General features: G+C 53.4%; 20 protein-coding genes and 1 tRNA gene. 6 read left to right on the top strand and 15 right to left on the bottom strand.

The window, feature by feature from the left end:
- Nucleotides 1-64: 64 nt before the first annotated feature.
- The 4 genes from QOT07_RS17110 to QOT07_RS17095 form a co-directional block, all read right to left on the bottom strand.
- Nucleotides 65-1,087, bottom strand: coding sequence for a glycosyltransferase family 9 protein (locus QOT07_RS17110; RefSeq protein ID WP_283603640.1), 1,023 nt, complete (start codon nucleotides 1,085-1,087; stop codon nucleotides 65-67).
- Between the two features lie 283 nt (nucleotides 1,088-1,370).
- Nucleotides 1,371-1,447 (bottom strand) — tRNA-Pro (locus tag QOT07_RS17105).
- A gap of 77 nt (nucleotides 1,448-1,524) precedes the next feature.
- On the bottom strand, nucleotides 1,525-3,306 hold the full coding sequence (yejM, locus tag QOT07_RS17100) for an LPS biosynthesis-modulating metalloenzyme YejM (RefSeq protein WP_283603638.1): 1,782 nt from the start codon (nucleotides 3,304-3,306) through the stop codon (nucleotides 1,525-1,527).
- A 9-nt stretch (nucleotides 3,307-3,315) separates the two neighbouring features.
- Nucleotides 3,316-3,543, bottom strand: a complete 228-nt coding sequence (locus tag QOT07_RS17095; protein ID WP_006317912.1) for a YejL family protein — start codon at nucleotides 3,541-3,543, stop codon at nucleotides 3,316-3,318.
- A 304-nt stretch (nucleotides 3,544-3,847) separates the two neighbouring features.
- Between QOT07_RS17095 and yejK the strand changes: the two genes are divergently transcribed.
- Nucleotides 3,848-4,858: a nucleoid-associated protein YejK gene (yejK, locus tag QOT07_RS17090; RefSeq protein WP_261131675.1), complete on the top strand. Its 1,011-nt coding sequence runs from the start codon at nucleotides 3,848-3,850 to the stop codon at nucleotides 4,856-4,858.
- An 84-nt stretch (nucleotides 4,859-4,942) separates the two neighbouring features.
- On the opposite strand, the gene rplY is transcribed toward yejK, so the two are convergent.
- Nucleotides 4,943-5,227 (bottom strand): 50S ribosomal protein L25, encoded by a 285-nt coding sequence (rplY, locus tag QOT07_RS17085; RefSeq protein WP_085117681.1) that lies wholly within the window; start codon nucleotides 5,225-5,227, stop codon nucleotides 4,943-4,945.
- A gap of 206 nt (nucleotides 5,228-5,433) precedes the next feature.
- On the bottom strand, nucleotides 5,434-7,191 hold the full coding sequence (gene radD / locus QOT07_RS17080) for a DNA repair helicase RadD (protein WP_112348877.1): 1,758 nt from the start codon (nucleotides 7,189-7,191) through the stop codon (nucleotides 5,434-5,436).
- A gap of 309 nt (nucleotides 7,192-7,500) precedes the next feature.
- Here radD and rsuA point away from each other — a divergent pair, with 309 nt between their 5' ends.
- The 3 genes from rsuA to QOT07_RS17065 all read left to right on the top strand — a co-directional run bounded on the left by rsuA (nucleotide 7,501) and on the right by QOT07_RS17065 (nucleotide 10,412).
- The gene (gene rsuA / locus QOT07_RS17075) at nucleotides 7,501-8,214 is read left to right on the top strand and encodes a 16S rRNA pseudouridine(516) synthase RsuA (protein ID WP_099063710.1); all 714 of its coding nucleotides are present in this window, start codon (nucleotides 7,501-7,503) and stop codon (nucleotides 8,212-8,214) included.
- 39 nt (nucleotides 8,215-8,253) lie between these two features.
- Nucleotides 8,254-9,462, top strand: coding sequence for a Bcr/CflA family multidrug efflux MFS transporter (locus QOT07_RS17070; protein WP_099063711.1), 1,209 nt, complete (start codon nucleotides 8,254-8,256; stop codon nucleotides 9,460-9,462).
- A gap of 605 nt (nucleotides 9,463-10,067) precedes the next feature.
- A complete protein-coding gene (locus QOT07_RS17065; RefSeq protein WP_085117672.1) occupies nucleotides 10,068-10,412 on the top strand; it encodes a YejG family protein in 345 nt (114 codons plus the stop codon).
- A gap of 9 nt (nucleotides 10,413-10,421) precedes the next feature.
- Here QOT07_RS17065 and yejF read toward each other — a convergent pair whose 3' ends face one another.
- The 8 genes from yejF to QOT07_RS17025 form a co-directional block, all read right to left on the bottom strand.
- Nucleotides 10,422-12,014, bottom strand: a complete 1,593-nt coding sequence (yejF, locus tag QOT07_RS17060) for a microcin C ABC transporter ATP-binding protein YejF (RefSeq protein WP_207978816.1) — start codon at nucleotides 12,012-12,014, stop codon at nucleotides 10,422-10,424.
- Nucleotide 12,015: 1 nt separating this feature from the next.
- Nucleotides 12,016-13,041, bottom strand: a complete 1,026-nt coding sequence (locus QOT07_RS17055) for an ABC transporter permease (protein WP_283603637.1) — start codon at nucleotides 13,039-13,041, stop codon at nucleotides 12,016-12,018.
- The gene (locus tag QOT07_RS17050; protein WP_261416726.1) at nucleotides 13,038-14,132 is read right to left on the bottom strand and encodes a microcin C ABC transporter permease YejB; all 1,095 of its coding nucleotides are present in this window, start codon (nucleotides 14,130-14,132) and stop codon (nucleotides 13,038-13,040) included. The genes QOT07_RS17055 and QOT07_RS17050 overlap by 4 nt, the downstream gene beginning before the upstream one ends.
- A gap of 10 nt (nucleotides 14,133-14,142) precedes the next feature.
- Nucleotides 14,143-15,951 (bottom strand): extracellular solute-binding protein, encoded by a 1,809-nt coding sequence (locus tag QOT07_RS17045; RefSeq protein ID WP_219016661.1) that lies wholly within the window; start codon nucleotides 15,949-15,951, stop codon nucleotides 14,143-14,145.
- Nucleotides 15,952-16,040: 89 nt separating this feature from the next.
- Nucleotides 16,041-17,627, bottom strand: a complete 1,587-nt coding sequence (locus tag QOT07_RS17040; protein WP_207978813.1) for a cyclic di-GMP phosphodiesterase — start codon at nucleotides 17,625-17,627, stop codon at nucleotides 16,041-16,043.
- A 347-nt stretch (nucleotides 17,628-17,974) separates the two neighbouring features.
- Complete coding sequence (gene mepS / locus QOT07_RS17035) at nucleotides 17,975-18,550, bottom strand: bifunctional murein DD-endopeptidase/murein LD-carboxypeptidase (protein WP_012145960.1); 576 nt, start codon at nucleotides 18,548-18,550, stop codon at nucleotides 17,975-17,977.
- A gap of 408 nt (nucleotides 18,551-18,958) precedes the next feature.
- Nucleotides 18,959-19,669 (bottom strand): phosphatase PAP2 family protein, encoded by a 711-nt coding sequence (locus tag QOT07_RS17030; RefSeq protein ID WP_207978812.1) that lies wholly within the window; start codon nucleotides 19,667-19,669, stop codon nucleotides 18,959-18,961.
- 51 nt (nucleotides 19,670-19,720) lie between these two features.
- Nucleotides 19,721-20,695, bottom strand: a complete 975-nt coding sequence (locus tag QOT07_RS17025) for a CobW family GTP-binding protein (protein WP_207978811.1) — start codon at nucleotides 20,693-20,695, stop codon at nucleotides 19,721-19,723.
- 317 nt (nucleotides 20,696-21,012) lie between these two features.
- On the opposite strand from QOT07_RS17025, the gene QOT07_RS17020 reads away from it, so the two are divergent.
- The gene (locus QOT07_RS17020) at nucleotides 21,013-21,321 is read left to right on the top strand and encodes a type 1 fimbrial protein (protein ID WP_099063719.1); all 309 of its coding nucleotides are present in this window, start codon (nucleotides 21,013-21,015) and stop codon (nucleotides 21,319-21,321) included.
- A 194-nt stretch (nucleotides 21,322-21,515) separates the two neighbouring features.
- Here the strand turns inward: QOT07_RS17020 and QOT07_RS17015 are convergent, their stop codons facing one another.
- Nucleotides 21,516-22,997 (bottom strand): mannitol dehydrogenase family protein, encoded by a 1,482-nt coding sequence (locus tag QOT07_RS17015; RefSeq protein WP_283603635.1) that lies wholly within the window; start codon nucleotides 22,995-22,997, stop codon nucleotides 21,516-21,518.
- A gap of 339 nt (nucleotides 22,998-23,336) precedes the next feature.
- On the opposite strand from QOT07_RS17015, the gene uxuA reads away from it, so the two are divergent.
- Nucleotides 23,337-24,530, top strand: coding sequence for a mannonate dehydratase (uxuA, locus tag QOT07_RS17010; protein WP_099063721.1), 1,194 nt, complete (start codon nucleotides 23,337-23,339; stop codon nucleotides 24,528-24,530).
- The last annotated feature ends 32 nt before the right edge of the window (nucleotides 24,531-24,562 follow it).

Below are 24,562 nucleotides of genomic sequence, written 5' to 3'. Positions count from 1 at the left end.
GACTCTCCTTTTGGGGCGCGCTGTACTACATAGGGACTGGCGACATTGTCATAAATCATACCTTTTATAAAGGTAGGTTTTTACTAGTAAGTACTTCAGCTCTTAATGAAATAAAAGCATCTAACACTTCAGGTACTGTCAGGTTAGAGACGTCCTCGTTTGGCGCTTCGAGTACGCGCGCTGGCACTTTCCACGGACTCCAGAAGAAGGCATCACTATTGCCGAATAGGGCAACAACTGGGCGTTCGACACCAGCAGCTACGTGTAGTGCACCACCATCGCTTGTTATAATTTGATCGCAAAGTGACATTCCCGCCATAAGATCACGAACACTTTTCGTTTCAAACGGGAGTAATGGAAAGTCTTTACATTCCCTTACTATATATTTAGCTTTGTCATCGTCGCCAGGATGCGTGGGATTATCACTTGCACCTGGAGACCAAAATAATATAATTCTACACGGCTCTCTCTCTGATAAACTATGCGCAAGTGCAATAAATTTTTCAGCAGGCCAGCGCTGCTTTTCTTTTCTTGAACTTATCTGTAAGCCATAAATGGGCACTCCAGTTCTTTCACCCAATTGAGCTTTTGCCTTTATAATTTCAGATTTTTTCAAGTAGAGTTCAAGTTTGCCTGGAGCCTCATCATACCCTAGTGGTTTGGCTAATTGACTAAGTTCTTCAACTATATGTCTATGTCCATGCATATATGGCACCTTATCGGTGACAGCATTGGGAGCATCTTCGCCTATTGCAATAATGCGTTTTGCACGAGATAGCCTGGCCCACTGCAAAGGGCGCTTATCCCAGTTACCGGCCACAATGGCAACATCGTAGCGCTCGCGCCAAATATTAAAAGAAGTCTTTACGCGCAGTAATATTGCGCTAACCTTAGCTTTAAGTGATTTTTCATGGTGTAGTTTCGTATAAAGATAAACTTTATTGAGATGCGGATTTTCGTCTATCACCTGACTGTTATACGTATTTACTAAAATATCAATTTTATGGTCTCTGCCTAGCAGGGCAATAAGGGGTGTCGTAAGAATTAAGTCACCAATGTTTTCACGTCTAATAATTAGTATTTTCATCACGTCCCTATATATTTAATACTACGGCATATTGATTGTATGTTTTTTAAAACGCGGATGCTAACTATTTCATATTAAGTTAATCAAGTTATCCTTACATAGGTTATGTAATCCATGACCCTTGGTGTCTCTATAGTCTACGAGGATAAACTGCAAAAAAAAGGTTCAGATGGACGTTGCTACGGGGCAGGTTTTAATCGGGCATTTCACCATTATTTTACCATGGTAAAACTGCAGGTATAAAAAAACCAACAGCAACGGGTTGGTTTTTATGGGTATTTTTTGGTCGGCATGAGAGGATTTGAACCTCCGACCCCCGACACCCCATGACGGTGCGCTACCAAGCTGCGCTACATGCCGATGCTATAGAAAATTATACTACCCTTTCCCAATCTCAAATCAAGAGTACGCCAACTGACTGATTGTATTTTAAGCAATTAGTTGGCGATAAAACGTTTCACATCGGTCAACACCTGCAGCAGCAGAGCGAGCTGTGGCTTCTCGTCTTTGATCTCTTTGTCGTTCTTGTCATACGCACGGTAGTTACCGCTGCTGTCCAGCACCAGGGTTTGCGTTGGCGTGGTGATCACCAACAGACTGTTATCACCGGTAGCGACCCAGTTGTTTCTGCGCTGGGCGGTAAACAGGTCTTCACCCTGTGAATAGTCATTAGGGCTGGTTTTCACGTGCAGCAAACGCTGCATCAGCGTGCGCATCACGTCGTTATGACCGGTCAGTTTATTGATGGTCTGCGCCGGTGTTCCCGGCCAATGGATAACCAGCGGCACCTGCAACTGTTGCTGGTTGAAACTGGTGCCCGCGCCCCAGTAGCCTTTGCCGGTATCATTAAATTCCACACCGTGTTCAGCGGTAATCACCACCACGGTTTTATCCAGAACACCACGCTCTTTCAGCGTACTGAGTACCTGAGAAATTTGCGCATCCACATCCTGCGCACCTGTGCGGTAGCGCTGAATAAAGTCGGCAGGGGCCGGAGTTTTCTCCTTGGCAGCCGATTCAGCGCCACGGAAATTAATATAAGAGAACCATGGGCGGTTACTGTTTTGGTCAGCCAGCCAACGTTGCCATTGTTGCGTGGTCGCCGTGTCATTTTGCTGTATTGGCGCCGGCAGCGTGAAGTCGGTCAACAGCGCCTGGCGATAAAGGCTGGCGTTAAAGCCGTCTGACGAGAACAAACCAAACTGATAGCCTTGGGCGCTGAGTGCACTGACCAGAGCAGAAGGTTTGCGCGCGGCAAGAATGCTGTCCAGATAGGTCGGTGAAATACCGTAGAACAGGCCAAACAAGCCGGTATCTGCATGATTGCCGGAACTGTAGTGATCGCTGAAACGGACATTTTCTTGCGCGAAGCGGGTCAGGGCAGGCATATCCTGTTTCATGTCCTGCTCACGTACGCCGTCCACCACGATCATCAGCAGGTTATAGCCACTACCTTTGTCGCTGTAGCTCAGATCGTTCAGCGGATATTCCACCGCAACGGCCTCCGGATTCCCTTGCTGCACCAGTCGGCGTTCATATTCCTGCGAATCAAGCAGGCCATGTTTCTCAAGGAATTTACGCGCGGTCATTGGGTATGACAGCGGCAGGTTGGCCCGTTGCATGGTGATCGGGCGGTAGAAATTGGCGTCGGCCCAGATATAAATCAGGTGCGAGGCGAAAAAGGCGCTGATAAACAGCGCGGCCAGCGGTTTACCGAACCTTTGACGGTTCAGACTGCGCAGCTTTTGCCAGCTCCAGGTGCCAAACAGCATCTCCACCAGGAAGATAACCGGCACGCAGATAAACATCAGCTGCCAGTCGCGCGCCAGCTCACTTTGATCCGGGTTGACCACCAGTTCCCACACCACCGGATTGAGGTGAAGGTGGAAGTGGGTGAACACTTCGCTGTCTACCAGCAACAGTGTCAGTCCCGCAGTGGCCAGCGCGGCAGAAATAAATCGCAGCAGCCGCTGCGACATCACCACAAAGGTGAGCGGGAAGATCACCAGCAGATAGCCGGCGAAAACGATAAAGCTGAAATGCCCCAGTAAGCTGACCAGGGCATAAACCCGGCCCAACAAGGAAGAGGGCCAGTCGGTGACAAACAGGTAGCGGCTGCCCAGCCCGAGGGCAAGCAGGATATTGAATAAGGCGAACCAGTGCCCCCAGCTAATCATCTGGGAGACTTTTTCACGATAACGCTGACGGTTTGTCACCATAATTAATTATTAATGCGCTTTATCTTCACGAATAGAAGCTTGCAGAGCTTCTGCAAACGATCTTGCCAATGTTTTCCGCTGCGCGGGAGCAACACTGGTGTTGATCAGATTAGTTACCATGTTACCCAGCACCATCAGAGAGAGATCGGTGGGAGTATGGTGTTTTTCCAGAACATTAACCAGCTCAGAGAGCAGCTGTTCAACGTGTTCGTCACTGTAACGGGATGATTGTGGCATAAAAATTGCGCTCAACGCCTGACAAAGTCCCATATCTTACCGTATAGGACAGTGATTTTCCGCTCTTTTATCTATTCCCTTTGTCTTTCAAACCCTAGCGTCGCGGGTTGTGCGAGCCGCCCCCGTCTCTGGCTCGGGTTGGCTACCGGCCCGCTGCCTGAATTCCATGGGATATTCCAGCTATTTATGGCCTGTATGGGTGCCGGAAATTTATCGATGGCTGGTGATGTGATCGCTGCTTAAAAGTTGCAGCACGGTAGCCTTCAGTGTTTGAATACGCGCCTAAAGAACAGGAGGATTTACCATGAGTCTGGATATCGACCAGATCGCTCTGCACCAGTTGGTCAAACGCGACGAACAAACGCTGGACGTGGTGCTGCGCGATTCTCTGCTGCCAACCAATGCGGCGGTGGAAGAGATGATGGAAGAGCTGCATCGTGTCTACAGTGCCAAGAGCAAGGCTTACGGCCTGTTTAATGAAGGCAGTGAACTGGCGGACGCGTTGCGTACCTGCCGCAAGGAAGATAAGGACTTTTTGGCCTTCAGCCGTGCGGCGACCGGTCGCCTGCGCGATGAGTTGGCCAAGTATCCGTTTGCCGAAGGTGGTGTGGTGCTGTTTGGCCAATACCGTTACCTGGCGGTGGAGTATTTACTGATTGCGGTTCTGAACAGCCGCAACAGTTCGCGCGTTAACGAAGAGCTGGATATCAATACCACCCATTATCTGGACATCAACCACGCCGATATCGTGGCGCGCATCGATCTGACCGAGTGGGAAACCAATCCGGAGTCGACCCGTTACCTGACCTTCCTGAAAGGGCGAGTGGGTCGCAAGGTGTCCGATTTCTTCATGGACTTCCTGGCGGCGGCCGAAGGGCTGGACACCAAGGCGCAGAACCGGGGCTTGCTGCAGGCGGTTGACGATTATTGTGCCGATGCACAGCTGGACAAAAATGAGCGTCAATCCGTACGCCAGCAGGTTTACAGCTACTGCAACGAACAGCTGCAGGCTGGCGAAGAGATTGAGCTGCAGGAATTGTCGAAAGAGATTGCACCGGTGGGCGAGAAAGATTTTCTGCAGTTCTCCAGCGAGCAGGGTTATCAACTGGAAGACAGCTTCCCGGCCGATCGCGGTACGCTGCGTCAGTTGACCAAGTTTGCCGGCAGCGGTGGCGGTATCAGCATAAACTTTGACGCCATGCTGTTGGGGGAGCGAATTTTCTGGGATGCGGCTACCGATACGCTAACCATCAGAGGCACGCCACCGAACCTGCGCGATCAGCTACAACGCCGCCAGAATAGCGGTAATAAGTAATTTCGCCGGATCGCAGACAATAAAAAACGCCGCAATTGCGGCGTTTTCTACTTCGGCGTCCCGAAAGGTTCGATTTCGTTGCGATTAAACGCGACGGAAGTCGATGTGAGCCAGTTTCGGCTTGAACGGGTGACGCTGTACAGCCTGAACTTTCACTTTGGTTTCTTTACCGTCGATAACCAGAGTTACTGCTTCGCTGTAGAATTCTGGTTTGATTTCCATGTTCTTAACAGAATCATGGTCCAGTTCGATGGAAACTGGAGCTTCTTCGCCACCGTAAACGATAGCTGGGAATTTGTTGGCAATACGCAGGCGGCGGCTCGCACCCTTACCCTGGTCTTTACGTACTTCTACATTGATAGTGAACATTGTTTTTTCTCTAAAAAGAAAATTTACCCTGCTACAGGCGACCCAGTAGCAAGTTCGATTTACCCGTCGTCTTCCAGGCCACAGCTTGAAATTCATAGGGTATAACCTGCTTTAGCACCGGGCGAACCCAGGCAAAGCGGGCGGCAGTTTAACGGAAAGCCGTCCGCAGGGCAATGGAAACCTACCCGATTTGCAGGCTGACAGGATCAATACAGCTCATTGGCTCGGCGGAAGCGGCCTTGATAATCGAACACTTTTTCCCGTACCTGCCAGAATTGTCCGCGCTTGCGTGCCACCACAAAATCCGGATGGCGCAGCAGCGTTTGCTGGGCCAACACGTCGGCGGCGGTTTGCCAGGCAAACGGCACCCCGGGTGCACGCTGATGCGGGCGCAGGAACAGCATTTCGAAGGCTTTGCGCTGCGCCGGCGTTTGCAGTCGAAAACGTTCGCTGGTGCTGGTGCCGTCTTCGTCGAAATAGGTGGCTTTCAGCCACTCGCCTTTATCATCGCGGCCAGTTTGCAGCTCCATACCGCCACAACGCAGTACCAGAGCGTCTTTCAGTTTCAGTGCGGCCTTCAGCATATCGTCAGGGTCGACCAGCACTTCCTGACATTGGTGGCAGCGACGGGCGGCAATATCATTTTCCGCGCCGCAGTGCGGGCAAATTTTGAAGCGGAAACGGTAGTCGCATTGCTCGCGATGGCCTTCATCGTCCTCCAGCCAGCCCTGACAACGGCGACCGTAGTGTTCGATGATATCGCCGCTCTCGGTGCACTTGCCCCAGAACAAATTGGCGAAGCCGCAGCCGGGGCAGAACACCTGTACCGGCTGGCTGTCGCTGTGTGGCTTGCTGACCCCGACCTCGGGCGTAAACAGGTCGTGCGGGTTACCGGCGTAGTCGAGGATCAGACAATCCTCTTTGCCGGGGGCCAGCCGCAGCCCACGGCCGACGATTTGCTGATACAGGCTGACGGATTCGGTTGGCCGCAGAATGGCGATCAGATCGACATGCGGCGCATCAAAACCGGTGGTCAACACCGCCACGTTGACCAGGTAACGCAATTGCTGTTGTTTGAATGCCTCAATCAGCGCATCGCGCTCGGCTGCGGGCGTTTCGGCGCTGACCAGCGCGGCTTCACCGGAAGGCAGCAGGCCATGGATCTCACGCGCATGTTCAACGGTGGAGGCGAAAATCATCACCCCCTTACGCGTTTCGGCATATTCGACGATTTGGCTGATGATATGCGGTGTAATACGATTTTGCTGTTTCAGCTCACGGTTCAGGTCCACTTCACTGAACAGGCCGTTGCTTCTGGCCTCCAGTCGGCTGAAATCATACTGTACTATCGGCATATCCAGCCGTTCCGGTGGCACCAGATAACCGTTTTTGATCATATAGCGCAATGGCAGTTCATAAATGCAGTCGCGAAACAGGCTATTGGCATCACCGCGGGTAAAGCCGTGATAGTGATACTGATAAATCCAGCCTTTGCCCAGCCGATAGGGCGTGGCGGTCAGGCCCAGCAGCCGCAGCTGTGGATTGGTTTTTTGCAGATGCTGAATAATCTGTTGGTACTGGCTGTCGTCATCGTCACTGATGCGGTGGCATTCGTCGATAATCAACAGGGAAAAAGCCCCGTCAAACAGCGGCAGATTGCGTGCTACGGACTGCACGCTACCGAACACCACCTTGCCTGCGCTGTCTTTCTGCTGCAGTCCAGCGGCAAATATATCGGCTTCCAGCCCGTAGGCGCGGTATTTGGCGTGGTTCTGCGCCACCAGTTCTTTCACATGGGCCAGCACCAATACCCGGCCGCGTGCACGTTTCGCCAGTTCGGCGATCACCAGGCTTTTTCCAGCTCCGGTCGGCAGTACGATCAGCGCCGGTTGCGGGTGCTGACGGAAATGTTTGATGGTGGCTTCGACCGCTTCCAGTTGGTAAGGGCGTAGAGTAAAGGCCATAAATTAACGCCGTGGGTTGAGAGGGGCCGTCGGGAACAGGTTTTGTAACCTCTGATCCCACCAAAACAGTGACATTTTACTCCCATGACGGCTAAAAAATTTCTATTATTATGCCTTCTGAGCACTCGCGGTGCGAGAAGCATGGAAATTACCTCTGTCAGGGGGCCGTTTCCATCGCTATACTCGTGTGACAGTAATCGCTGTATCCCCCTCTTCGAACCTGCTCTGTTGCACCTGGTGCAACGGCGGGTGTCATATTTTAGCAATACGATCAATGCGATCATAACAACGACAGGCAAAGCAGATTCAATGCGACTGGACAAGTTTTTATCTCAGCAGTTAGGTGTTAGCCGTGCGCTGGTAGCGCGCGAACTTCGGGCAAAACGCGTCACCGTGGACGGTGAAGTGGTGAAGAGCGGGGCACTGAAACTGACTCCGGAGCAGGAGGTGGCGTTCGACGGCAACCCGCTGCAGCGCCAAAATGGCCCGCGCTATTTTATGCTCAACAAACCGCAGGGTTACGTTTGCTCCACGGACGATCCCGATCATCCGACGGTGCTGTATTTCCTCGATGAGCCGGTGGCCTACAAGCTGCACGCTGCCGGTCGCCTGGATATCGATACTACCGGTCTGGTGTTGATGACCGACGACGGCCAATGGTCGCACCGTATCACCTCACCGAAACATCACTGTGAGAAAACCTATCTGGTGACGCTGGAGCATCCGCTGGCGGAAGATACCGCACAGCAATTTGCCGAAGGCGTGCAGTTGCATAACGAAAAAGATCTGACCCGGCCTGCGCAACTGGAACAAATTGAAGACAAGCTGGTGCGTCTGACCATCAGTGAAGGGCGTTATCACCAGGTGAAACGCATGTTTGCAGCGGTCGGCAACCGGGTTCTCGAGCTGCATCGTGAACGTATCGGCGCCATCGTGATGGATGAGGATCTGGCAGAGGGCGAATACCGTCCGCTGACCGAAGAAGAAATCGCCAGCGTCGGTGCTCCGCACCTGCAAGATTAATTCAATACTAGATTACGGCTGATGAAGGAGTCGTCGAACGTGTTACAGAACCGGTCATCTCACCTCGGTTTGATTTTTATTCTGGGTCTGCTGTCCATGCTGATGCCGCTGGCTATCGACATGTACCTGCCCAGTATGCCGGTGATTGCCAAACAGTTCGGCGTCGGGGCGGGCAGCGTACAGATGACGCTCAGCGCCTATATGCTCGGCTTTGCCCTGGGGCAGTTGTTCTACGGGCCAATGTCGGACAGTATTGGCCGCAAGCCGGTGATCCTGTGGGGAACGCTGATCTTCGCGATTGCCGGTGGTGCCTGCGCCATGGCGCAGTCGATCGATCAACTGATCAACCTGCGTTTCCTGCATGGGTTGTCGGCGGCGGCGGCCAGCGTAGTGATTAATGCCCTGATGCGCGATATGTTCACCAAGGACGAGTTCTCGCGCATGATGTCGTTTGTCATCCTGGTGATGACCATTGCACCGTTACTGGCGCCGATGATCGGTGGCGCGCTGTTGTTGTGGTTCAGTTGGCATGCGATTTTCTGGACCATGGGGGCCGCGGCGCTGATCGGTTCGTTGCTGGTGGCGTTCTTTATTAAAGAGACGCTGCCCAAAGAGCGGCGGCAAAAATTCCATCTGCGTACCACGCTGGGTAACTTCGCCTCATTGTTCCGCCATAAGCGCGTGCTGAGCTACATGCTGGCCAGCGCCTTCTCCTTTGCCGGTATGTTCTCGTTCCTCAGTGCCGGCCCGTTCGTGTATATCGAACTGAATCATGTTTCACCGCAGCACTTTGGCTACTATTTTGCGCTGAATATTGTCTTCCTGTTCCTGACGACGCTGGTCAACAGCCGCAATGTCCGGCGGTTGGGCGCGATCAAAATGTTCCGTTTGGGGCTGTTTGTTCAGTTGGCCATGGGGCTGTGGTTGCTGGCGGTGAGCGCTATTGGCCTGGGGTTCTGGGCGTTGGTGATTGGCGTGGCGGTGTATCTGGGCTGTATTGCCATGATTTCATCAAACGCCATGGCGGTGATCCTGGACGATTTTCCGCATATGGCGGGCACGGCGTCTTCACTGGCTGGTACCTTGCGTTTCAGTATCGGTGCATTGGTGGGGGCGATACTGGCAATGGCACCCGGCAAGAGTGCCTGGCCGATGGTCTCCTCGATGGCGCTGTGCAGCATCGTTGCGGTGCTGTTCTATCTGTATGCCAGCCGGCCGCGGCATAAAGCGTCGCCTGATACCCCGTAGTTTCTCCTTTCTGACTCAGGCTCAATCTGGTGTTGGGCCTGAGTGAAATCAGCCTTCTGTCACTCCCTTCTGAAATTCAGGCGCAATAAAAAATTCGTTGCTAAATATAAGCGCGCTAAGCGATGGTTTGTCGTGCTGCCTGTGTGCTTTTTGTTAAAAAAAATGCTCTGCCTGCGCCGGGCTGCAACCGGTCTTTCCCCGATAGGTTTGACCTAGAAACGTTGCGCAATTTAACTTAGTGATAATGATAATCAATGAGTTAACGCGTTATCACTGGCTGTTGAACAACCTTAAATGTTTCCTCAATGTAAAATTATGCGGAGCAATAAGTAACCGTATTGCAAGAAAAAAGAGTTGAGATCGCGGCGGGAAAGGGTTACATATAACGAAAAAATGCGAGCTGAGTCGCAAAATGCCGTGAAATGACCCCCAATGGGAGTCACTAAAACAGCAGGACATCGGCAAGCGCAGGGAACTAGTTAACCGCTTGTGACATATTTTACATTTAAATAACATTCATGAGCGGCAGAGTCAGGCGTCAACGGCTATAACTTAGTTACCCTGTCAGGTAAAAAGTGTTTCATTTTTCAAACTAGGGATTTCATGTGGAAAGTATCCAACTTTCGGTAGTTCATCGCTTGCCGCAAAGTTATCGTTGGCTATCAGGTTTTACCGGCGTCAAGGTTGAACCGATTCCGCTCAGCGGAATAGACGAAGATAACAACCTGATGGGGCTGAAACTGCTCAGCCATGAGGGTGCGGACGCCTGGCAGGTGATGCAGCAGCTTAAGCTGTCTTTGCAGGAGATTCAGGTCGACTGCGCCATTGTAGAGTGGGAAGGGGAACCTTGCCTGTTTGTGCATCGCGGCGATGAAAGCGCCACCATGTGCCGGTTAAAAAACGTAGGTGCCGCCATTGCCGAGCAGATGAGTGCTCAATACCCTTTCTAGCTCCCGTCGCTAATCCGCCAGCTGTAACAGCTGCTGCGTATAAGCGGCGGTCGGTGAGTTAAAGATCGTCTGGCAGTCGCCTTGCTCCACCACTTCCCCCTGTCGTAACACAATCACCTGATGGCACAGTGAACGCACCACCTGTAGGTCGTGGCTGATAAACAGATAGGCCAGCCGGTGGCGTTGTTGCAGCGATTTCAGCAACGTCAGGATTTGCGCCTGTACTGATTTATCCAGCGATGAGGTCGGCTCATCGAGGATCAACAACTGCGGTTGTAAAATCAGCGCCCGTGCGATGGCGATGCGTTGGCGTTGGCCGCCGGAAAACTCGCTGGGGTAACGGTAGCGCAGGGCGGGATCCAATCCCACCTCCTGCAATGTTTCAATCACCCGCTGCTCTCGTTGTGCGGCGCTCAGTTTCTGGTGCACTTCCAGCCCTTCGGCGATGATTTGCAGCACATTCAGCCGTGGATTCAGCGCGGAGAAAGGATCCTGGAACACAATCTGCATCTGGCTGCGGTACGGCAACATTTGCTTCATGCTGAACTGGTGCAACGGCTGGCCTTTAAACCACATCGAGCCGTTGGCATTAAGCAAACGCAGTAACGCTAACCCGGTGGTGCTCTTACCCGATCCTGACTCGCCCACCAGCCCGACGCTTTCCCCGGCCTTCAGTTCAAAGCTCAAATCTTTCAGCGCATAATGTTGGTCCACCGTGCGGCGCAGTAAACCACGCCTGATCGGGAAACTGACCTGGAGGTTTTCCACTTTCAGTAACGGGGTGGCATCCGCCGGCAGCGGCAGCGGGTCACCCAGGTTCTCTGCCGCCAGTAATTGTTGGGTATAGGGGTGTTGTGGCTGGCTAAACAGGCGGGCTCGGTTGTTTTGCTCAACGCATTGACCCTGGCGCATGACCGCCACGTTGTCCGCCAGACGGCGCACAATATTCAGGTTATGGGTGATAAACAGCAGTCCCATGCCCATTTCTTGCTTCAACTCTTTCAGCAACAACAGAATTTGCGCCTGAATGGTCACATCGAGCGCAGTGGTGGGCTCATCGGCAATCAGCAGCTTAGGCTGGGTTAACACCGCCATGGCGATCATCACCCGCTGGCGCTCGCCGCCGGAAAGTTGATGCGGGTAGTCTTTCAGGCGGCCTTTGGCGTTACGGATACCAACCCGATCCAGACATTGAATTATCTCACCGCGTGCAACATCGCGCCGCATACCGCGATGCAGCACCAACACTTCCGCCAGCTGTTTCTCAATGCTGTGCAATGGATTGAGCGACACCATCGGCTCCTGGAAAATCATCGAAATCTGGTTGCCGCGCACCTTGCGTAGTTCGGCCTCCGGGGCGTGCAGCAACGAATGGCCGTTGAACTGGATATCACCGCCGGTATAGACCACCGGTGGTGAAGGCAGCAGGCGCAGCACCGACAGCGCGGTGACGCTTTTGCCCGAGCCGGACTCCCCGACCAGTGCCAGCGTTTCTGCCTTTTCTATCTGTAGCGAAATGCCGTTGACCACCTGATTCAGTTGGTCACCCTGGCGGAAAGCGACGCCGAGATCCTGAATTGAAAGCAAAGGAGTGCTAGCCATATCAATGCGCCTTGCTGGGGTCAAAAGCGTCGCGTACCGCTTCGCCAATAAAAATGAGTAAAGACAGCAACACGGCCAACACCAGGAACGCGGTGATGCCGAGCCACGGTGCCTGCAGGTTGTTTTTACCCTGCAGCAACAGCTCCCCGAGCGACGGAGAACCGATCGGCAGGCCAAAGCCCAGGAAGTCGAGTGAGGTCAGGGTGGTGATGGAGCCGCACAGGATAAACGGCAAAAAGGTCAGCATCGCCACCATCGCATTGGGCAGCATATGCCGGTACATAATGACCCGGTCCTGCACCCCCATGGCGCGCGCGGCGCGGATGTAGTCATAGTTACGGGTGCGCAGAAACTCGGCGCGTACCACGCCCACCAGGCTCATCCAGCCAAACAAAATGGTGATACCAAGCAGCCACCAGAAATTGGGTTGTACGATGCTCGACAGCATAATAATCAAAAACAGCGTCGGCATGCCTGACCACACTTCAATCAAGCGCTGGCCCCACAGATCCACGCGGCCGCCGTAGTAACCTTGTATCGCACCGACACAGACGCCAATCACGCTGGAAAACAGCGTCAATGCCAGCCCGAACAGCATCGAAATACGAAAGCCATACAGCACGCGGGCCAGTACGTCGCTGCCGTTACCGTCGGTACCTAACAGATTTTTGCGCGAAGGGGCTGAGGGGAAGGGCACCTCGGTGGCGAAGTTGATGGTGTCGTAACTGAAGCGAATCGGTGGCCAAACTGCCCAGCCGTGGCTATCGATCTGTTTTTTGACGAACGGATCCTGGAAGTCGGTGACGGTATTGAGCTCACCGCCGAAGGTGGTTTCGCTGTAGTCGATAACGAACGGCAGGTACAAGCGACCCTCGTAGCGCACCAGCAACGGCCTGTCATTGGCGATCAGATTGGCTCCCAGGCTGAGGAGAAACAGCACCAGAAAAATCCACAGCGACCAATAGCCACGGCGGTTGCTGCGAAAGCGAGCCCAGCGTGCCTGATTGATTGGGCTTAAGCGGCTCATTGGCGGGCCTCGAAATCAATGCGAGGATCGACCAGGGTATAGGTGATATCGCTGAGGATATTCAACAGCAGGCCAATCAGGGTGAAGATATACAGCGTGCCGAACATCACCGGGTAATCGCGCTGCAGGGTCGCGTCATAGCCCAGCAGCCCCAGACCGTTAAGCGAGAACATCACTTCGATCAGCAATGAGCCGGTGAAAAACATGCTGACAAAGGTCGCCGGGAAACCGGCGATCACCAACAGCATGGCGTTGCGGAACACGTGGCGGTAAAGGATCTTGCTCTCGTCCAGCCCTTTGGCGCGCGCCGTGACCACATATTGTTTGCGGATCTCATCAAGGAATGAGTTTTTGGTCAGCATGGTCAGGGTAGCGAAGCCGCCAATCACCGTTGCCAACACCGGTAGCGTGATATGCCACAGGTAATCGGTGATCTTGCCATACCATGGCAGGGTATCGAAATTGCTGGAAACCAGACCGCGCAGCGGGAACCAGTCAAGGTAGCTGCCACCGGCGAACAGCACGATCATCAGAATAGCGAACAGGAAGGCCGGGATGGCATAGCCGATGATAATCAGGGTGCTGCTCCAGGTATCGAAGGCGCTGCCGTTATGCACCGCTTTGCGGATCCCCAGCGGGATCGACACCAGATAGATAATCAGCGTGCTCCACAGCCCCAGGGTGATCGACACCGGCAGGCTATGGCCAACCAACTGCATTACGGATGCACCACGAAACAGGCTGTCACCGAAGTCGAGGCGCATGTAATTCCACAGCATGGTGAAATAGCGTTCGTGCAGCGGTTTGTCGAAGCCATAGCGTTTGGTGATCTCGGCGATCACTTCCGGATCCAGCCCGCGTGAGCCACGGTATTGGCCATCTGTCGCGCTGCCGACACCGATACGCGCATGTCCCAAGCCTTCACCGGCACCGCCGCCACCAAAGCCGCTGCTCTGGCCCATTTCGATAGTGGCAATCGCCTGATCGACCGGGCCGCCGGGGGCGATCTGCACGATAAAAAAGTTAATGGTGATGATCGCCCACAGGGTGGGAATGATCAGCAACAGCCTGCGAATCAAATAAGCCGTCATCGCTGACCCCTTACTGTTGTTGAGCCGGCAAACGCGCCGCCTTGTTGACGTCAAACCACCAGTTATCGAAACCAATCACGTAGGCCGGGCGAATCGACGGCGTGGAGAATTTGTCCCAGTAGGCATAGCGGTCGTGGTTGGAATACCACATTGGCAGCATATACCGGTTCCAGGTCAATACCCGATCCAGCGCGCGGCCCAGCGGCAGCAAGGCTTTCTCGTCACCCTGATGCGCGGCGATCTGTCTGACCAGGCTATCGACCGCAGGATCGCTGACGCCCGATCGGTTATAGCTGGAATTAATGTATTCGGAATCCCAGAGTATTTTCAGATCGGGGCTAGGGAATGGCACTGCCATATAAACCGTCGGCATCATATCGAAATCACCGTCGCGCATGCGCTTGGTGAATTGGGATATGTCGATTTCACGGATCTGCATATCGATGCCCAGTCGCTTCAGGTTGTGCTGGAATGGCAATACGTACTGGAAATTGCTGCCACTCAGCAACAATAATTCAAAGCTAAACGGCTGACCGGTTTTGCTGTTGACCAACTGTTGGTTTTTCACTTCCCAGCCGGCCTGTTTCAGCAACTGAGTGGCTTTTAACAGATTTTGGCGATCGTTGCCGCTGCCATCAGAGGAAGGGGGTTGATAGATACTGGTAAACACCTCTGCCGGCACCTTGCCCTTCAGCGGTCCCAGTAGCGCCAGTTCGGCCGCATCCGGATAGCCGCTGGCGGCATACTGAGTATTCTGGAAGTAGCTGTTGGTGCGCTGATAGGCGTTGTAATACAGCGCCTTATTCATCCAGTCGAAGTCAAAGGCCAGCGTGAGCGCTTCCCGCACCCGAGGGTCGGCGAACAGAGGGCGTCTCATATTGAAGGCCATCCAGCGGGTGTTCTGCGCCGACTGGTTGGTTTCGTCCTGTTTGATGATGTAATTGCGGGCGAAATTGCCGCCCTGATACTGGGTCGCCCAACTTTTTGGCGAACCTTCAATGCGGAAGTCATAGGCACCGGCCTTGAAGGCCTCCAGCGCAACTTTGTCATCCAGATAATAGTCGTAGCGGATACTGTCGAAGTTAAAGCGGCCGCGGTTGACCGGCAGGTTGGCGGCCCAGTAATCGCGAACGCGCTGATAGGTAATGTATTGACCGAGCCGGTAACTGGCGACCTTATAAGGACCGCTGCTGAGTGGCGGGGTGTTCAGCGGCTCGCTCAGTTTGTGATCTTTCCAGAAGCTCTGCGGCAAAATAGGCAGGCCGAACAACCCCAACAACTTATCTTTATCCGGCTGCGGGAATTCAATACGCACCGTCAGACGTGAGATAGCCTTGACCGTAACGCCTTTATACAGCACGCGAAACTGCGGTACGCCTTCGGTCATAAATTTGTTAAAGGTGAAGGCGACATCGGCAGCGGTGATGGGGGTACCATCGTGGAAGCGGGCGCGGGCGTTAATATCCAGCTCCACCCAGCGCATATCGGCCGGGAAGCGAGCAGATTCGGCAATCAGTGGGTAGTAGCTGCCGATCTCATCGTCTGAGGTGGTAAACAGGGTGTCATACAGCGCGTCGGTTCGCTCGCCGGGTACGCCACGTTGCGCATAGCGGTTAAAGTTATCATAGGTGCCAATCGCCGCCAGTCGTACGTCACCGCCTTTCGGTGCCGCCGGGTTGACGTAGTCATAATGGCTGAAGTCGGTGGCATATTTCGGCTCACCGAGCTGGGCGAAAGCATAGCTTTCATTGAGGGTTTCGGCCTGCAGGCCAAAACTCAGTGCTGAGAGCACCAGGGCAGCAAAAACGCGCACGGACATCTTGACGGTAAGCTCCTGCTGTAAAGTCGATGAAATCTGGGGCAGCATAACATTTTCTGCCGTGCCTAAGGGTAAAGAAGTTAAAAAATTCAGTCCTTTAGCACCTGATGGTCCATGACCGTATGGGCGTTACAGAAGGCCACGAAGTTATCGATGCTCAGCGGCTTGCTAAAGTAATACCCCTGCATAAAGTTAACGTCCTGTTCCTTCAGGAAGTGCAGCTGTTCGGCGGTTTCCACCCCTTCGGCCACGGTTTGCATTTTCAGTTTCTTGGCCAGGGAAATCACCGCGTCCAGCACCGGGGCAGTGACCGTATCCCGACCGATGGAGTTGACGAAGCCGCGGTCTATTTTCAGATAGTCCATGCTAAAGCGTTCCAGATAAATCAACGCACTGTGGCCGGTGCCAAAATCATCGATGGCGATTTCAATGCCTTGTTGATGCAGCCAGTCGAACTCGGTCAACGCGTTGCCTTCCTCCACCATGCCACGTTCGGTAATTTCAAACACCAGTGTGAAGTAGTCCCCCGGCAATTGCGCCAGCAGTTCGTACACGTCGTGGTGGAAAGAGGGGGCATTGAGGTGGGAAGGGGAGATGTTCAGGCCGAGCTTGGCCCCCTGCGGCAATGCCGTCGCCAGCTTGGGCGCGTCTTCGGCAATCAGGCGGAACAGGTGTCGTGTCAGCGGTACAATCAGCCCTTCGTTCTCGGCATAGGGAATGAAAAGGTCCGGCGGAATACGTCCTTCGATGGGGTGCTGCCAGCGGATCAGTGCTTCCAGCCCGCCGATGGTGCCGGAACGGGTATGAAACACCGGCTGATATTCGATAAAGAACTCGTTGCGTTTGATTCCGCGCATCATTGCCCGCTCCGGGCTTTGGCGCAGCAACAGCATGTAGTAGCACAGCACGCCGATCATCAAAGACAGTACCAGGCTGCCCAGCAGCGTCAGGCGAATGTCGTTGGGCGTCAGTTTTTGGTTATAAAACAGAATGGTCATCGGCGTGCCGGCGATGGAGATGCGATCGGCCTTTTCGTCCGGCAACTGGTTCAGCGGCATCAGGTTTGGACTGAAACTGGTCAGGGCGCGATCGCCCAGAATAATGGCAACGCCATGGGACCGAACGGTGCTGGTGCCGAACATCTGTTGGGGCATCAGGCCAATATCCAGGGTGGCCAGTATGCCGGTGTCTTCCTTACCTGGCTGACGCAACCAAACGGCAACCGCCGGTTTTCCAGGGACCAGTGGGGTACCCTGCTGCAGTTTGAGATCCAGCCGTTGCTGTTGGTCAATTTCCGGGTAGATGTTTTTTAACGCCAGCATCATGTTACCGGTAGCGGAAGAGCAATAGGCAAAGCCGTTTTTCACTAACATAAAGGTGCGCACACCGGAATGGAAGGCTGCCTGGTAGGTAAGTTCTGGCTGGCTGGTTGCGCAGGGGCGTTCGGTTAACGGCATCAATTGGTGCATGACTGCCGTGAGGCTGTTAAAGGTCTCGAGGGTGAGTTTCTGCGTCCGTTGTTCTAGCGCACGTTGATATTCTGTGCGCTGGTGGCTAATCAAAGAAAGCGTAATAGCCATAAACAGGATAAAAAATACCAGGGCCACGATACTGCTTTTAGCCAGGCTGCGTCGTCTGTGCGAGACGTGGCGTGCAAATGCCCTTTTCAAGCCCATAAACCTGCCCCCTGAGCACGGCGTATCAATTTGTTTTTGTTATAGAGTGACTGTCTAATATATCGCAATGACGGTGTTGCAGCCATTATTCATCGTTTATCCCACGGTGATAATAGTTTAAACCCTGCATTATCGCTGTTATTCCCATTTGACGATAATAGGTGAGTTTTTCATCGTTGGCGTCGTTTCCCAGCAATAATCTCGCGAAATATAAACGGGGATGTCGAAAACATCGCAAATAGATAATGGGGGGGCTTAGTGGGAGAAACTCCGCGCAAAAAAAAACGCTGCCCGTAGGCAGCGTTCTATCGCTCGTTTGGTCTTCAGGACAATCAGGTTTTGCTCCGTCAGCTGCTGGTAAGCACCCGGCGGGCTTCGCGATAACGTTTATTCCAATAGTTATCGCTCAGTTTCGAAATCATCACGCCGCTGCTGGTAGAGGCATGAACGAATTGATCGTTACCTAAATAGATGCCGACATGGCGTCCGGTAGAGCCGGCGCGGAACAGCACCAGATCGCCAGGACGCAGTTTGGTGCGCAAGATTTTCTTGCCCATGTCTTCCTGTTCATAGGTAGAACGAGGTAAGTCCATGCCAAACTGTTCACGGAAAGTACGCTGTACAAACGCTGAGCAATCAATGCCGCGCTTGGTTTCACCGCCTAAACGGTAGCGAACGCCTTTCCAGTCTGCATACTGATCCATAATTTTTGACTTAACGTCAACGTTACGGACCATTGCTTCGAATTCATCCTGAGAGGCTTGCAGTAAAAGACCATCTTTGTCATTAACTGCACGCATCTCAGTTTGTGCGTTATTCAAGTTCGAAGTGTGTGTCGTGCTGCAGGCGGAGAGCATTACCGCTGCGGCAATTGCAGGTACTACCCGCAAAAAATATCTCAGAAACGGTTGAGATTTGACCATTGTTATTGTTTTCCCTTGAAGTCCTTAACGACGTCAGTCGCTACCTGAAAAATGCCAAACGGAACGAGACTAATCTGCACCTGCTTTATCGACAATCAGATACCGCCGAAAACGTGCTGGAACGCACACTTTTAGTGGATTTGATGCTGAGTCGAGTTAAACCAGGCACAAACGCATCCGAGATTACCGTAACGAATTGGGGATTGCGAGCCTTTTTCCGCCCTTTTATATATGAATTTGTGATGTAACATAATGTAAATCATCATATAAAAAACGCTGATTGTCCGTTGTGTTGATTTTGCGTGAAATTAGGTGACAGAAGCGTTAACGCGGTGATGTGGAAATAAACAGGAAACGGCGGGGAAATTATCAGGAGGCTGGCGGCCTCCTGCGGGTCATAACGGTGGGTTATGGTTGTGTTGGCCGGTGCTTACCGGGCAGCATACGATTCAGGCGCAGGATCAACACATCGCTGAGCGGGGTCATCAGGCACCAACTGGCCCCCACCAACACCACTGACAGCGAACCGACGGCGATATCCGTAAACCAGTGAGCGCCAATCATTACGCGTGGTAATGAGAACACCACCGTGATCAGCAGCGCGACGGCAAAGGCGCGGCGGTTAAAGTAGCGCAGCATAAAGCAGGAGAAAATCATCAGCATCATGCCGTGGTCGCCAGGGAAGCTGTCGCTGGAGGCATCTTTGGTGGGAATGCCGGTCAGTTCACTGACGCGATTAACATTATCAAAACTCAGCGACGGGCTGGGGTGCTTGACCGGTAACAGATGACCCAGTTGGTTCAACACCACGGCGGTCAGCAGCATAACAACGCCGGTGACCAGCAAACGGCGACGGCCGGCGGCATCCTGTTGCAGATAAAAGCACAGGTACAGCAACCCCATGGCAATCAGCGAAATTACATCAAACGCACGGTTATTGGTAATGGCCACCAAATGCAGAAAAGCGGGGTCGGTCGCCAGATGACGATTAAAAAAGAAGAAAATCGACGAGTCCAGGGTAAACCAATAGCCGTGGTTGGCTGGCAGGAACCAGGACAAAAACAGCGCAATGCCCAGTATATTGAAGAGAATGATGAAGGGTAAATTGCGGCGAGTCATGGCATAACCTGTTGTAAGTCTAAAATGAAAAGGGTGCTAACGGTAAAGATCTCAACTTAAACGAATGTTAAACAGTTTGGATTGCAGCGCGTTCCAGTCCGCATTCTCGTTGTGAATCAGTTCAATTCGGCTGTCCAGTGGTGCGACCGGGCGCGTTTCGATACTGAGATCCTGTCCCTGACGGTTGATCAAAAGGGTGCCTTCAGCAATACGCACTACACCTTTGGCCCGTTCGACCGGTGCCAGCCGTATCCACTCCATGATACCAACGGTATCGAACACGGTATCGGCGTCAAAGATCCAGCCACAGCTGGTAAATCCCTGGCCCTGATTGAGCGCTCTTCGCCAGCGTGAGTTTTCCGGCAGTCGCAATGCAGCCAAGCCCTGCGTTTTACTGTGGCTATGATGATGCTGCGCATCCGGTAATTCTGTGCGATTCGTGCGCGGAAGGTCGAGCAGGGCGACATCCGCCTGACCCTGTTGGATGTGATAAAGCGGTCGCTGCCGGGGATCCTGTTCCGCCCACTGCTGCAGGGCCAGCAGATCTTGTGGCTGATAAGTGTCGCTCTTGCTGGCCAGAATAATGTCGGCGGCCGCCAGTTGATCGCGGAAGTTTTCGTTTTCGCGGTAACGCGGTTCGCCGAGCTGGCGCGCGTCCAACAGGCACAGGGTCGCTTGCAAGTCGATCCAACCGGCATAGCTGTCCTGCGTCAGCAACGACAAGATCTGTTTGGGATGCCCAAGGCCGGTGGGTTCGATCAACAGTCGGTCGGGTTTACTCTGTTGCAGCAGCATATTCAGCCCGACCTGCATTGGCAGTCCGTTGACGCAGCACATGCAACCGCCAGGGATCTCTTTGAGTACCGCGCCGCTGTCTGCCAGCAGTGCGCCATCGATGCCAATTTCACCAAACTCATTCACCAGCACCGCCCAGCGTTCATGCTCCGGCTTGTTAGCCAGCAAATGACGGATGGTGGTGGTTTTACCGCTGCCAAGGAAACCGGTGATCAGGTTAGTTTTAGTCATGGATTATTCCTGATGTAATAGTAGTGGTTGATCAATAAATAAGCAGTTCAACTCTGTCTGAGCGAATGAGGTTACTTTACCAGCGCCAGATCACAAATTTGGCAGGTTAAGATGCGATATTTAACCGGCTAAATCCACGATAAATTGTCGGAAAATTCTTAGGTAAAACCATGGATTAGCCATGGATACCGTTTGTTATTAGCTTGTTTTTTCTTTGTTAATTGCCCGATTACCCCGCAAATAATTCCTCTGACCTTGCGATTATTCTTAAGAAGATCCTCTATGGTTAAATTGGCTTAACAAAAAATGAGGTTGCCATGAATGTCTTCCGGTTATTTTTGATCGCAGGAATGTTGTTTTCATGGACGGCAGCAAGTCATGCAGGAACCACTGGCGGGGTTATTCGTTTTGTCGGTTCTATTGTGGAAAGTCCCTGCACGGTGAACATCGCCGATTCAACGGCCAAGACACAATGTTACCGCAATGGGCAGCACTATCAAGGCCAACAGACACTGTCTAAATTTGATGCTACACGCAAAGAGCTTCCACTGAATTTAGGGTCGACCGAGATGAAGTGGGTGGATCAGCAGAAAAACCTTGCAGTAATGACGGTAGTTTATCGTTAAGTCGTTCGGCCATGACGGACAGTTTATCCGGCATGGCCATTTCCCCGTCGCCTTTCAAGTTACAGCGTTGTTACCTGCACTCGCTCACCCCAGTTACTTACTCAAGTAAGCGCCTGGGGATGAGCGAGCTTGGCACCTAGCTGTAATTTGAAATTCATAGGGGATATATTTTATCTTTTACGTCATTGCCAGCGCTACGCCAGTTGAGTCGACACCCAGTTTTGTACCGTTTGTCGCGCTCCACGATCGCGCAGTGACAGATAGGCGCGCGTAACCGCCGCTTCAAACTCCTCATTAACCGCCAACTGCTCACCAAAAACCGCCTTCAACCCCAGCAGGGCTTTTACTCGCTGTTCATCGTCCGGCGTTGCTGCCACCGTCTGCTGCAGCGTTGCCAGCAGCGGATCGCGAATATCGATAGCCTGTCCGGCGTCATCCACGCCGCCGACATAGCGCATCCAGGCTGCCACGCCCAGTGCCAGACCGGCGTAGCTGCCGCCATGTTGCAGATGCCAACGGACCGAGTCCAGCATGCGCTGCGGTAATTTCTGCGTCCCGTCCATGGCGATTTGCCAGGTGCGGTGTTGCAGCGCCGGATTGCTGTAGCGTTCAATCAACTGCGCGGCATAGGCGGCCAGATCGATGCCGCTGACGCTGAGCGTCGGTGCCTGTTCGGCCAGCATCAGGTGGAGCGCGGCATGGCGATAAGACTCATCGGCCATACAGTCGTTGATATACTGATATCCCCCCAGATACCCGAGATAGGCCAGGAAAGAATGGCTGCCGTTCAGCATGCGCAACTTCATCTGTTCAAAAGGCAGCACGTCATTCACCAACTGTGCACCAGCCCGTTCCCAGGCCGGACGGCCCGCGACAAAGTTATCCTCTACCACCCATTGAATAAAGGGTTCGCAGGCGATGGCGCATTCATCGCGCACACCGCCCAGTGCGATGGCCACTTCCTCCAGTGTTTCCGGCGTGGCAGCAGGAACAATGCGGTCGACCATGGTGCTGGGGAAGCTGACCTGTTGAGCAATCCAGTCGGCCAGAGCCCCGTCGCGTGCCTGTGCCAAACCGATGATGGCGTTACGCAGCACATGGCCGTTTTCCGGAATGTTATCGCAAGAGAGCAGAGTAAAGGCGGGCAGACCACGTTTCAGGCGCAGACGCAGTGCTTCGACCAAAATACCGGGTACGGTGGTGGGTTGGCCGGGATTCGCCAGATCGGCGCGGATCCCTTGGTGTTGCAGATCCAGTTTTCCGCTGCCTGGTTCGATGCAGTAGCCTTTTTCGGTGATGGTCATTGAGACGATCGCTACCTGAGGCTCTGCCAGTTTTTCCAGTACCGCATCGATCCCTTCCAGTTTGCGGTGCACGCTTTCATGTACAGCACCGATCACGATCGCCTGATTACCCGCCGCACCTTTCTCCAGCACGCTATAAAGATGGTCTTGTTGACGCAGCGTCTGGAACAGAGTATCGCCACCAAACAGGCTGATCTCACAAATCCCCCAGTCACCCCCCTGGCGGTTCAATACCCGGTCGGTCAGCAAAGCCTGATGGGCGCGGTGAAAAGCGCCAAACCCAATGTGCACCATACGGCTTTGCAGCGCGCTGCGGTCATAGTGGGGTTGCAGGACGGCGTCGGGAAGCGGTGAGTTGGCGATAGTCTTCATGCATGGCTCCTAAGCTGAATGAAAGATACTGGCCGTTAACTTTCTAAAAGTTATCAGACCAGTTTTGCGAGCAAAAAACGGTACGGCGCTTACCCTTTTTCGCACGGGGTCTCTGCCGCCAGTGTAAGGCCGTATGGGCGCTAATAACATTGCTCAGCCCAAAATAAGCCAGAATCGTGAAGTGGATCAACCAATCAGGGTTTCGCTTTTGACAGTCAGGTGCGAAAGAGTAAGGTGAAAGATAACTGATATCTAATTCAATTTGGTATAACAAGATTGCCAAAACTGTGCGATCTTTATCCCCTCCATAATACTGGGCGATTCTTACAAGGATAAAAAATGGAACAAACATGGCGTTGGTATGGGCCGAACGATCCTGTCTCTCTTGACGATGTGCGCCAGGCGGGTGCTACCGGCGTGGTTACTGCATTGCACCATATCCCGAATGGCGAAGTGTGGCCGATCGAAGAGATCAAGGCCCGCCAGGCGCTATTGGCAGAAAAGGGGTTGGTGTGGTCGGTGGTGGAAAGCATTCCGGTGCATGAGGAGATCAAAACCCACAGCGGCAATTATCAGCAGCATATCGCCCATTATCAGCAATCGCTGCGTAACCTCGCGGCCTGCGGCATCGACACCGTGTGCTACAACTTTATGCCAATCCTCGACTGGACGCGTACCGATCTGGAGTATTTGCTGCCGGACGGATCAAAAGCGTTACGTTTCGATCAGATTGCCTTTGCGGCTTTTGATTTGCATATTCTGCAACGCGCGGGGGCAGAGCAAGATTACACGCAGGAAGAGCAGCAGCAGGCCGCCGAGCGTTTTGCTGCCATGAGCGCTGCAGAGGTTGCCAAATTGACCGGCAACATCATTGCCGGGCTGCCGGGGGCGGAAGAGGGCTATACGCTCGACCAGTTCCGTGCCCGTCTGGCCGAATACGATGCCATCGACAAGGCGCAACTGCGTGAAAATATGGCGGTGTTCCTGCGCGCCATTGTGCCGGTAGCGGAGGAAGTTGGTGTGCGGCTGGCGGTGCATCCGGACGATCCCCCGCGGCCGATCCTGGGCCTGCCTCGCATTGTCTCGACCATCGAGGATATGCAGTGGTTCAAGCAGACGGTCGACAGCCTTTATAACGGCTTTACTATGTGTACCGGTTCCTATGGGGTGCGTGCGGATAACGATCTGGTGCGGATGATTGAAACCTTCGGCGATCGCATCCATTTCACCCACCTGCGCGCCACTTGCCGTGAAGAAAACCCGAAAAGTTTCCATGAGGGCGCGCATCTGCAAGGCGACGTTGACATGGTGGCGGTGATTGAGGCGATCCTCTGCGAGGAGCAGCGGCGTCATCAGGCGGGCGATACCCGGCCGATACCGATGCGTCCCGATCACGGGCATCAGATGCTGGATGATTTGAAGAAAAAAACCAACCCGGGCTACTCGGCGATTGGTCGTTTGAAAGGGCTGGCAGAGCTGCGCGGGGTTGAACTGGCGCTCAAACGCCGCTTCTTCCCTGAATTGCCATCGTAAATATTTTCAGACGACGGGCAGTGTCAAATATT

This window comes from Serratia proteamaculans (assembly GCF_949794035.1).
GTDB classification, from domain to species: domain Bacteria; phylum Pseudomonadota; class Gammaproteobacteria; order Enterobacterales; family Enterobacteriaceae; genus Serratia; species Serratia proteamaculans.
The sequence above is the reverse complement of the archived record's forward strand: the minus strand, read 5'-3'. Positions and strand labels throughout refer to the sequence as shown.

What these genes read in the sequence shown, in the direction of transcription:
- QOT07_RS17095 (WP_006317912.1), bottom strand. Translation starts at nt 3,543, where the DNA reads ATGCCACAATCATCCCGTTACAGTGACGAACACGTTGAACAGCTGCTC.
- rsuA (WP_099063710.1), top strand. Translation starts at nt 7,501, where the DNA reads ATGCGACTGGACAAGTTTTTATCTCAGCAGTTAGGTGTTAGCCGTGCG.
- yejF (WP_207978816.1), bottom strand. Translation starts at nt 12,014, where the DNA reads ATGGCTAGCACTCCTTTGCTTTCAATTCAGGATCTCGGCGTCGCTTTC.
- QOT07_RS17055 (WP_283603637.1), bottom strand. Translation starts at nt 13,041, where the DNA reads ATGAGCCGCTTAAGCCCAATCAATCAGGCACGCTGGGCTCGCTTTCGC.
- QOT07_RS17020 (WP_099063719.1), top strand. Translation starts at nt 21,013, where the DNA reads ATGAATGTCTTCCGGTTATTTTTGATCGCAGGAATGTTGTTTTCATGG.
- QOT07_RS17045 (WP_219016661.1), bottom strand. Translation starts at nt 15,951, where the DNA reads ATGTCCGTGCGCGTTTTTGCTGCCCTGGTGCTCTCAGCACTGAGTTTT.
- QOT07_RS17025 (WP_207978811.1), bottom strand. Translation starts at nt 20,695, where the DNA reads ATGACTAAAACTAACCTGATCACCGGTTTCCTTGGCAGCGGTAAAACC.
- QOT07_RS17110 (WP_283603640.1), bottom strand. Translation starts at nt 1,087, where the DNA reads ATGAAAATACTAATTATTAGACGTGAAAACATTGGTGACTTAATTCTT.
- uxuA (WP_099063721.1), top strand. Translation starts at nt 23,337, where the DNA reads ATGGAACAAACATGGCGTTGGTATGGGCCGAACGATCCTGTCTCTCTT.
- rplY (WP_085117681.1), bottom strand. Translation starts at nt 5,227, where the DNA reads ATGTTCACTATCAATGTAGAAGTACGTAAAGACCAGGGTAAGGGTGCG.
- mepS (WP_012145960.1), bottom strand. Translation starts at nt 18,550, where the DNA reads ATGGTCAAATCTCAACCGTTTCTGAGATATTTTTTGCGGGTAGTACCT.
- radD (WP_112348877.1), bottom strand. Translation starts at nt 7,191, where the DNA reads ATGGCCTTTACTCTACGCCCTTACCAACTGGAAGCGGTCGAAGCCACC.
- QOT07_RS17040 (WP_207978813.1), bottom strand. Translation starts at nt 17,627, where the DNA reads ATGGGCTTGAAAAGGGCATTTGCACGCCACGTCTCGCACAGACGACGC.
- QOT07_RS17050 (WP_261416726.1), bottom strand. Translation starts at nt 14,132, where the DNA reads ATGACGGCTTATTTGATTCGCAGGCTGTTGCTGATCATTCCCACCCTG.
- QOT07_RS17015 (WP_283603635.1), bottom strand. Translation starts at nt 22,997, where the DNA reads ATGAAGACTATCGCCAACTCACCGCTTCCCGACGCCGTCCTGCAACCC.
- yejK (WP_261131675.1), top strand. Translation starts at nt 3,848, where the DNA reads ATGAGTCTGGATATCGACCAGATCGCTCTGCACCAGTTGGTCAAACGC.
- QOT07_RS17030 (WP_207978812.1), bottom strand. Translation starts at nt 19,669, where the DNA reads ATGACTCGCCGCAATTTACCCTTCATCATTCTCTTCAATATACTGGGC.
- yejM (WP_283603638.1), bottom strand. Translation starts at nt 3,306, where the DNA reads ATGGTGACAAACCGTCAGCGTTATCGTGAAAAAGTCTCCCAGATGATT.